We start from the raw sequence: 6,774 nt of genomic DNA on the forward strand, positions 1-6,774 counted from the left end.
ACGGAGAAAGGAATACAAGACGGACACGCCCAGATCCTGAAGGACGCAACTCTATCATTTCAGACTTATGCAAAGTCATCCTTTGAACAACGGATCCAGAATACTCTTCATCAACATCAATAACAACCTCTTCGACAGGCTCTAAAAGGGTGTTTTCTTCTTTTTTCATTACAACACGAGGACGCGAAACAGCTAATTCGAAACCCTCACGACGCATGGTTTCTATCAAAACAGAAAGCTGCAACTCTCCTCTACCGGATACAAAAAGAGAATCCTTAGCACTGCTCTCCTCAACTTTAAGAGCAACATTCCCCTCTGCTTCCTTAAAAAGGCGATCTCGAATCATGCGACTCGTCACTTTATCTCCCTCGGTACCAGCTAAAGGAGAATCATTGACAAGAAAAGTCATAGTCACAGTTGGAGGATCAATGGGCTGTGCCTGCAATTGTTCATCAACTGATAAGTCACAAAAAGTATCTGCAACCGTTGCCTTAACTAACCCAGCAATAGAAACAATATCTCCTGCATATGCCTCATCAACTGACAAACGCTCAATACCACGGAAAGCTAGTATTTTCGAAACACGACCAGTCTCAACTAACGAACCATCAGGACTGAGAGCTTTAATACTCTGATTAGACTTAACGCTACCAGAATGAATGCGACCTGTTATGACACGTCCTAAAAATGGATTTTTTTCTAAGATAGTTCCTATCATCTTAAACTCACCATTACCAACAACAGGTGGCGGAACATGTTCAAGTATCAAATCAAAAAGAGGCAAAAGACCCTGATCTTGCGAACCATCAGGAGAAGAATTCATCCAACCGGCACGACCAGAACCATAAAGAATTGGAAAATCTAATTGATCATCATTTGCATCCAAAGATGAAAAAAGATCAAAAACCTCGTTTATCACTTCATCTGCTCGAGAATCAGAACGATCTATCTTATTAATAACTACTATAGGACGCAGCCCTATCTTTAATGCTTTACCAACAACAAATTTCGTTTGTGGCATTGGACCTTCTGCTGAATCAACCAATACAACTACACCGTCTACCATAGATAAAATGCGCTCAACTTCACCACCGAAATCAGCATGACCAGGTGTATCCACTATATTGATACGAATAGAATTCCAAACAACGGAAGTTACCTTTGCAAGAATTGTAATGCCACGTTCTTTCTCTAAATCATTAGAATCCATAACACGCTCAACAACACGCTGATTATCACGAAAAACTCCTGATTGTTTGAGAAGCTCATCAACTAATGTTGTCTTTCCATGATCTACATGAGCAATAATAGCAATGTTGCGAATCTGCATATACCTAATCTTTCATTTTATAACGAGAGTATACCGCCGAAATCAAAAGTAAACAAACAAATGCTTTGTTTACTCAAGGACCTTGCAAAAGAAACCTCTTGATTATCACCAGTAGAAATACTCTAATACATTGACCACAAAATACGTTGAGAAAAGCATCAATGCACTTCTGAATGAACTCTACTTACTTCTTACTATTACGCCTCGCAAGAGTTCGCAAACGTAAAGCATTTAGTTTTATGAAACCCTCTGCGTCTCGTTGATCATATGCGTCCAAATCATCCTCAAAGGTTACAAGTTTATCAAAATACAAAGAACGATCACTTTCACGCCCCATAATCATGACATTACCCTTGTAAAGTTTTAGCGTGACGAATCCATCCACATACTCTTGACTCTTATCAATAAGAGCCTGCAACATCTCTCTCTCCGGAGAAAACCAAAAACCTTGGTAAATAAGATTTGCATACCGAGGCATCAACTCATCTTTTAAATGAGATGCTCCTGAATCCAACGAAATTGACTCAATAGCACGATGGGCATGTAGCAAAATAGTTCCACCAGGCGTTTCATATATTCCTCGAGACTTGATGCCAACAAATCTATTTTCCACCATATCAACACGACCAATCCCATTAGAACGACCATATTGATTTAGCTTATCTAATAAAACCTCAGGCGACATAAGCTCACCGTCAATAGAAACAGCATCTCCCTTTTTAAAACCAATCTTGATAGTAAGAGGCTCATCCGAAGCTTCTTCCGGAGAAAGAGTGATTTTATATACATAGTCCGGAGCTTGCTGTGATGGATCTTCAAGAATCCTCCCTTCTGAAGAGGAATGTAGCAAATTAGTATCAACCGAAAACGGTGCTTCTCCCCGTTTGTTTTTTTCAATCGGAATTCCGTTTTTCTCCGCGAATTCAAGAAGGTCTTTTCGACCTTTAAAAGACCAATGCCTCCATGGCGCAACAATTTCTATATGTGAATCCAAAGCATAAGCTGACAATTCAAAGCGAACTTGATCATTACCCTTACCAGTAGCCCCATGTGCAATCGCATCAGCTCCAGTCTCATTTGCTATATCTACTAAATACTTAGCAATCAGAGGACGAGCAATAGCAGTGCCAAGCAAATAGCAACCTTCATATACAGCATTAGCTCTAAACATTGGAAAGACAAAGTCGCGAACAAATTCTTGCCGAAGATCCTTAACATAAACCTCTTTTGCACCAAGCATCTTGGCTTTATCACAAGCTATTTTTAATTCCTCTCCTTGACCTAGATCAGCAATAAAAACAACTACCTCTAAGCCTAATTCTACCTGGAGCCATTTTAATATAATCGAAGTATCAAGCCCACCTGAATAGGCAAGAACAACCTTTTGTATATTTTTAGATAAAAACACTGTCTACCCACACACCAATATAAAAAATTTTGAAGGAGCACGCCGAAAGTGCAACTAAGAAAACACACCGAAAATACAAGTATGCATATCACAGTCAATAGAAAGATTCTTTCAAACACAATCAAAAGAAAAATCTCTCACTTTATCTCATAAAAGGACGCTATCTCTCCCGCAAAAGCATAACACCGTAAGACAATCCTTAAAAAGATATATGATTATCTTCACATAAGGATCCCTACATATCCAAAAAATTTTTCCTAGCACAAAAGAAAGCATCAAAAAAATCAAAGATCAATAAGCGATCAATCTTTTTTCTCACTAGAATTGGAACTCTTGCCACTACCTTTCGCCGAAAAATCTCGATCAACAAATTCAATTACAGCCATGGGGGCACTATCCCCAAAACGAAATCCCATTTTCATGATCCGCAAGTAACCACCACAACGATTAGCATAGCGTGGAGCAATAACACCAAACAACTTAGAAACCACTCCAATATCCCGTATTCGGGATACCGCCAAACGCCGAGAATGTAAATTTCCTCTTTTTCCCAAAGTTATGAGCTTCTCAACAATCGGGCGCAAATCTTTCGCCTTTTGAACAGTAGTAGTAATCTGCTCATGTTGGATGAGAGCAGCAGCCATATTTGCAAACATAGCTTTACGATGACTGGAAGTTCTATTCAGCTTACGTCCACTTACAGCATGCCGCATGATAATCCTCTCTTTTTATCTGTCTTAACCTCAACACTGATCTTCATATTGCTTAGCCAGTTCCTCTATATTATCAGGAGGCCAATCAGGCAAACGCATACCGAGGAATAATCCCATCGTTGCCAAAACCCCTTTAATTTCAAAAAGAGATTTTCGACCAAAATTTGCTGTACGCAACATCTCAGCCTCAGTTTTTTGAATCAAATCACCAATATAAACAATATTATCGCTTCTAAGGCAGTTAGCAGATCGAACAGAAAGCTCTAGTTCATCAACTTTTTTCAAAAGAGCAGGATTGAAGGACAAATCCATCCCTACTTCTTCTTCCACTTCCTTCTTAGGCTCATCAAAGTTTATAAAGACATCTAATTGTTCCTGAAGAATACGAGCAGCAAAAGCAACAGCATCCTCCCCTCCAATAGAACCATCGGTATCAATCACCATGGTTAGCTTATCGTAATCAAGAACCTGTCCTTCACGGGCATTTTCCACTTTATATGACACTTTCTTGATTGGCGAGTAGAGACTATCCACAGGAATCAAACCAATAGGATCACCTTCTGTCTTATTATACTCAGCAGGAACATAACCCCGACCATTGCCAACAGTAAATTCCATACGGATCTCCGCACCCGCATCAAGATTACAAATAACATGATTTGGATTTAGAATCTCAATGTCATTAACAGTCTGTATATCACCTGCCGCAACTTTTCCTGGACCTCGCTTATGAACAGAAATTCGCTTAACACCATCGCCAGACATCTTCAAATTAATTCCCTTAATATTGAGAATAATATCAGTCACATCCTCTCGAACCCCAGCTATTGAGGAGAACTCATGCAAAACCCCATCAATATGCACAGCAGTTATTGCCGTTCCACGCAAAGAAGAAAGCAACGTACGTCGAAGCGCATTGCAAATGGTATGAGCAAAACCACGGTGAAGAGGCTCAGCAGTCAACGTCGTCCTATTCTCTTCTTCATTATCAAGAACTGAAAATTCAACGTTACTTGGCTTAATCAAGCCTTGCCAATTTTTTTGGATCATATCACCAACCTTTTTTAAATCACCAATAATCATCCGAGAAAGGAAGATTCAAAGAATCTAATCCTAAATCCTAAAATACAAGTATTATCCTACAGAAAAATCTTACACCAAAGATTCTTCTCAAATGCGACGCTTTTTACGCGGACGACAGCCATTATGAGCTATCATAGTCACATCACGAATAGCCGAAATAACAAAACCAATAGCTCGCAAAGCCCGCAAAGCAGAATCACGCCCAGCACCTAAACCACTAACCCTAACCTCTAATAAGGACATACCATGATTTTGAGCCTTATTAGAGCAATCATCGGCCGCAACTTGGGCAGCAAAAGGACTGTTTTTACGCGACCCAGAAAAACCGACCACTTTAGGAGAAGACCACGCAATGGTATTACCTTGGGCATCGGTTATCGTAATCCTAGTATTATTAAACGTCGATTCTATATAGGCAATGCCAGAGGTTATATTTTTTCGCTCACGGTTCCGAATACGCACACCCCCTTTAGGCATTAATATTCCCCCTGTCGTCTACCCATAAACAATCCAAATTAATAAGCAAATCCAACTCCTCCACTCTCTAATACAAAAAATACAAAAAACGCGTAGAAAAGTTACCTTTTCCTAACCACACCACCTTTTCCAGATCTTTTCCTAGTACGGGCATTCGTATGCGTACGCTGTCCCCGGACAGGAAGATTGCGACGATGCCGCAAACCACGATAACAACCCAAATCCATCAAGCGCTTTATATTCATAGCAGTTTCTCGACGTAAATCACCTTCAACCTGATAACTTTGGTCGATAGCTCGACGAATCTGCATTACTTCCGCATCCGTCAATTGATGGACACGACGCTCAGATTGAATGCCTAATTTATCACAAATATCCTGAGAAATTTTTAAACCAATACCATGTATATAGCGAAGTGCTATAACCACACGTTTCGTACTCGGTATATTGACACCAGCAATACGCGCCACACCAATATCTCCCTTCTAATCCCACAAATCACAAAACAAGCAACGATCTATTTTTTTTCAGAAAAAGACCTTAACTAACAAAAACAACTCAACAATATCTCTCTTAACGAAAGAAATCCAAATAATCAACTATTACAGAAATTCTTTCCTATAGAAAGAATAACAGAATCAATACTTCGCGTTACAATATCCACATCCAACATTCCATCAACCGTATATAAACAACCAATGGAACGATAATAGCTAGAAAGAGGAAAGGTTTTTTCCCTATATTCCTCAAGCCGCCTACAGAATGTTTCATACGTATCGTCTGCCCTCACAGAATCCCCATCAGAAGCGGCTTTTAAAACACGATTCTGTATCCTTTTAAACATCTTCTCAGGATCAACGACGCCCAAATTAATTACCGCATCTAGAGACTTACCTAAATCAGAAAGAACAGATTGCAAAGCCTGAGCTTGATGGATAGTCCGTGGATAACCGTCAAGGATAAATCCACAAGAACAATCAATGCATTTTATCTTATCAGCAACCACCTGATTCACAACATCATCTGGAACCAACCCCCCCAAATCCATAACCTTCTTAATGCGTCTACCAACATCAGTGTCATTATCAATCGCCATACGCAATACATCACCAGTCGACAATTGAGGAATACCCAATTTCTCTGATAGACGAATAGCTTGGGTCCCTTTTCCTACACCGGGAGGACCAAGAAAAACAATTCTCATTATCCCTTTTTCCTCCCCCTCAATCTAGATTTTTTAATAAATCCCTCGTATTGCTGAGCTATCAAATAGCCTTGCACTTGCATCACCGTATCAAGCACAACACTCACAACAATCAAAAGAGAGGTACCACCAAGAATAAGAGGAACCCCTGTACAAGCAACCAAAATTTCCGGAAAGGTACAAACAAATACAAGATATAAAGCACCAATAACTGTTATACGCGTCAAAACATAATCAATATACTCTGCAGTACGCTCACCTGGGCGAATTCCAGGAATAAAACCACTATTCTTCTTAAGGTTATCAGCGGCATCTTTAGGATTAAAAACTATAGCTGTATAAAAAAATGAAAAAAAGACAATTAGTAGCGCATACAATATCATATACAATAATCGACCATGACCCAAAGAACCTATCAAAGCTATTACCCAATCTGGAGCTGAGGCAACATCAACAAAACCGGCAATAGTAGCAGGTAGCAATAATAACGAAGAAGCAAATATCGACGGAATAACACCTGACGTGTTCAGCTTAAGCGGCAAATAAGAAACATCATCTT

The 6,774-nt window shown here is 39.6% G+C and carries 8 protein-coding genes; all 8 read right to left on the reverse strand.

The window, feature by feature from the left end; genetic code table 11:
* Window positions 1-1,330: GTP-binding protein (locus H0G72_RS03780; protein ID WP_182017454.1), on the reverse strand; the 1,330-nt coding region annotated here is incomplete at its 3' end.
* Between the two features lie 184 nt (window positions 1,331-1,514).
* Window positions 1,515-2,738 (reverse strand): argininosuccinate synthase, encoded by a 1,224-nt coding sequence (locus H0G72_RS03785; RefSeq protein WP_182017455.1) that lies wholly within the window; start codon window positions 2,736-2,738, stop codon window positions 1,515-1,517.
* A 302-nt stretch (window positions 2,739-3,040) separates the two neighbouring features.
* A complete protein-coding gene (gene rplQ / locus H0G72_RS03790; RefSeq protein WP_182017456.1) occupies window positions 3,041-3,451 on the reverse strand; it encodes a 50S ribosomal protein L17 in 411 nt (136 codons plus the stop codon).
* Window positions 3,452-3,481: 30 nt separating this feature from the next.
* A complete protein-coding gene (locus H0G72_RS03795) occupies window positions 3,482-4,501 on the reverse strand; it encodes a DNA-directed RNA polymerase subunit alpha (protein ID WP_182017457.1) in 1,020 nt (339 codons plus the stop codon).
* A gap of 120 nt (window positions 4,502-4,621) precedes the next feature.
* A complete protein-coding gene (rpsK, locus tag H0G72_RS03800) occupies window positions 4,622-5,011 on the reverse strand; it encodes a 30S ribosomal protein S11 (protein ID WP_182017458.1) in 390 nt (129 codons plus the stop codon).
* Between the two features lie 101 nt (window positions 5,012-5,112).
* Window positions 5,113-5,481, reverse strand: coding sequence for a 30S ribosomal protein S13 (gene rpsM, locus H0G72_RS03805; RefSeq protein ID WP_182017459.1), 369 nt, complete (start codon window positions 5,479-5,481; stop codon window positions 5,113-5,115).
* Window positions 5,482-5,606: 125 nt separating this feature from the next.
* A complete protein-coding gene (locus H0G72_RS03810) occupies window positions 5,607-6,215 on the reverse strand; it encodes an adenylate kinase (RefSeq protein ID WP_182017460.1) in 609 nt (202 codons plus the stop codon).
* The coding region (locus tag H0G72_RS03815; RefSeq protein ID WP_409049324.1) for a preprotein translocase subunit SecY at window positions 6,215-6,774 on the reverse strand (560 nt) is incomplete at its 5' end. The genes H0G72_RS03815 and H0G72_RS03810, both read right to left, overlap by 1 nt.

The organism is Candidatus Liberibacter sp., assembly GCF_014048425.1.
In the GTDB taxonomy this organism is placed as follows: Bacteria; Pseudomonadota; Alphaproteobacteria; order Rhizobiales; family Rhizobiaceae; genus Liberibacter.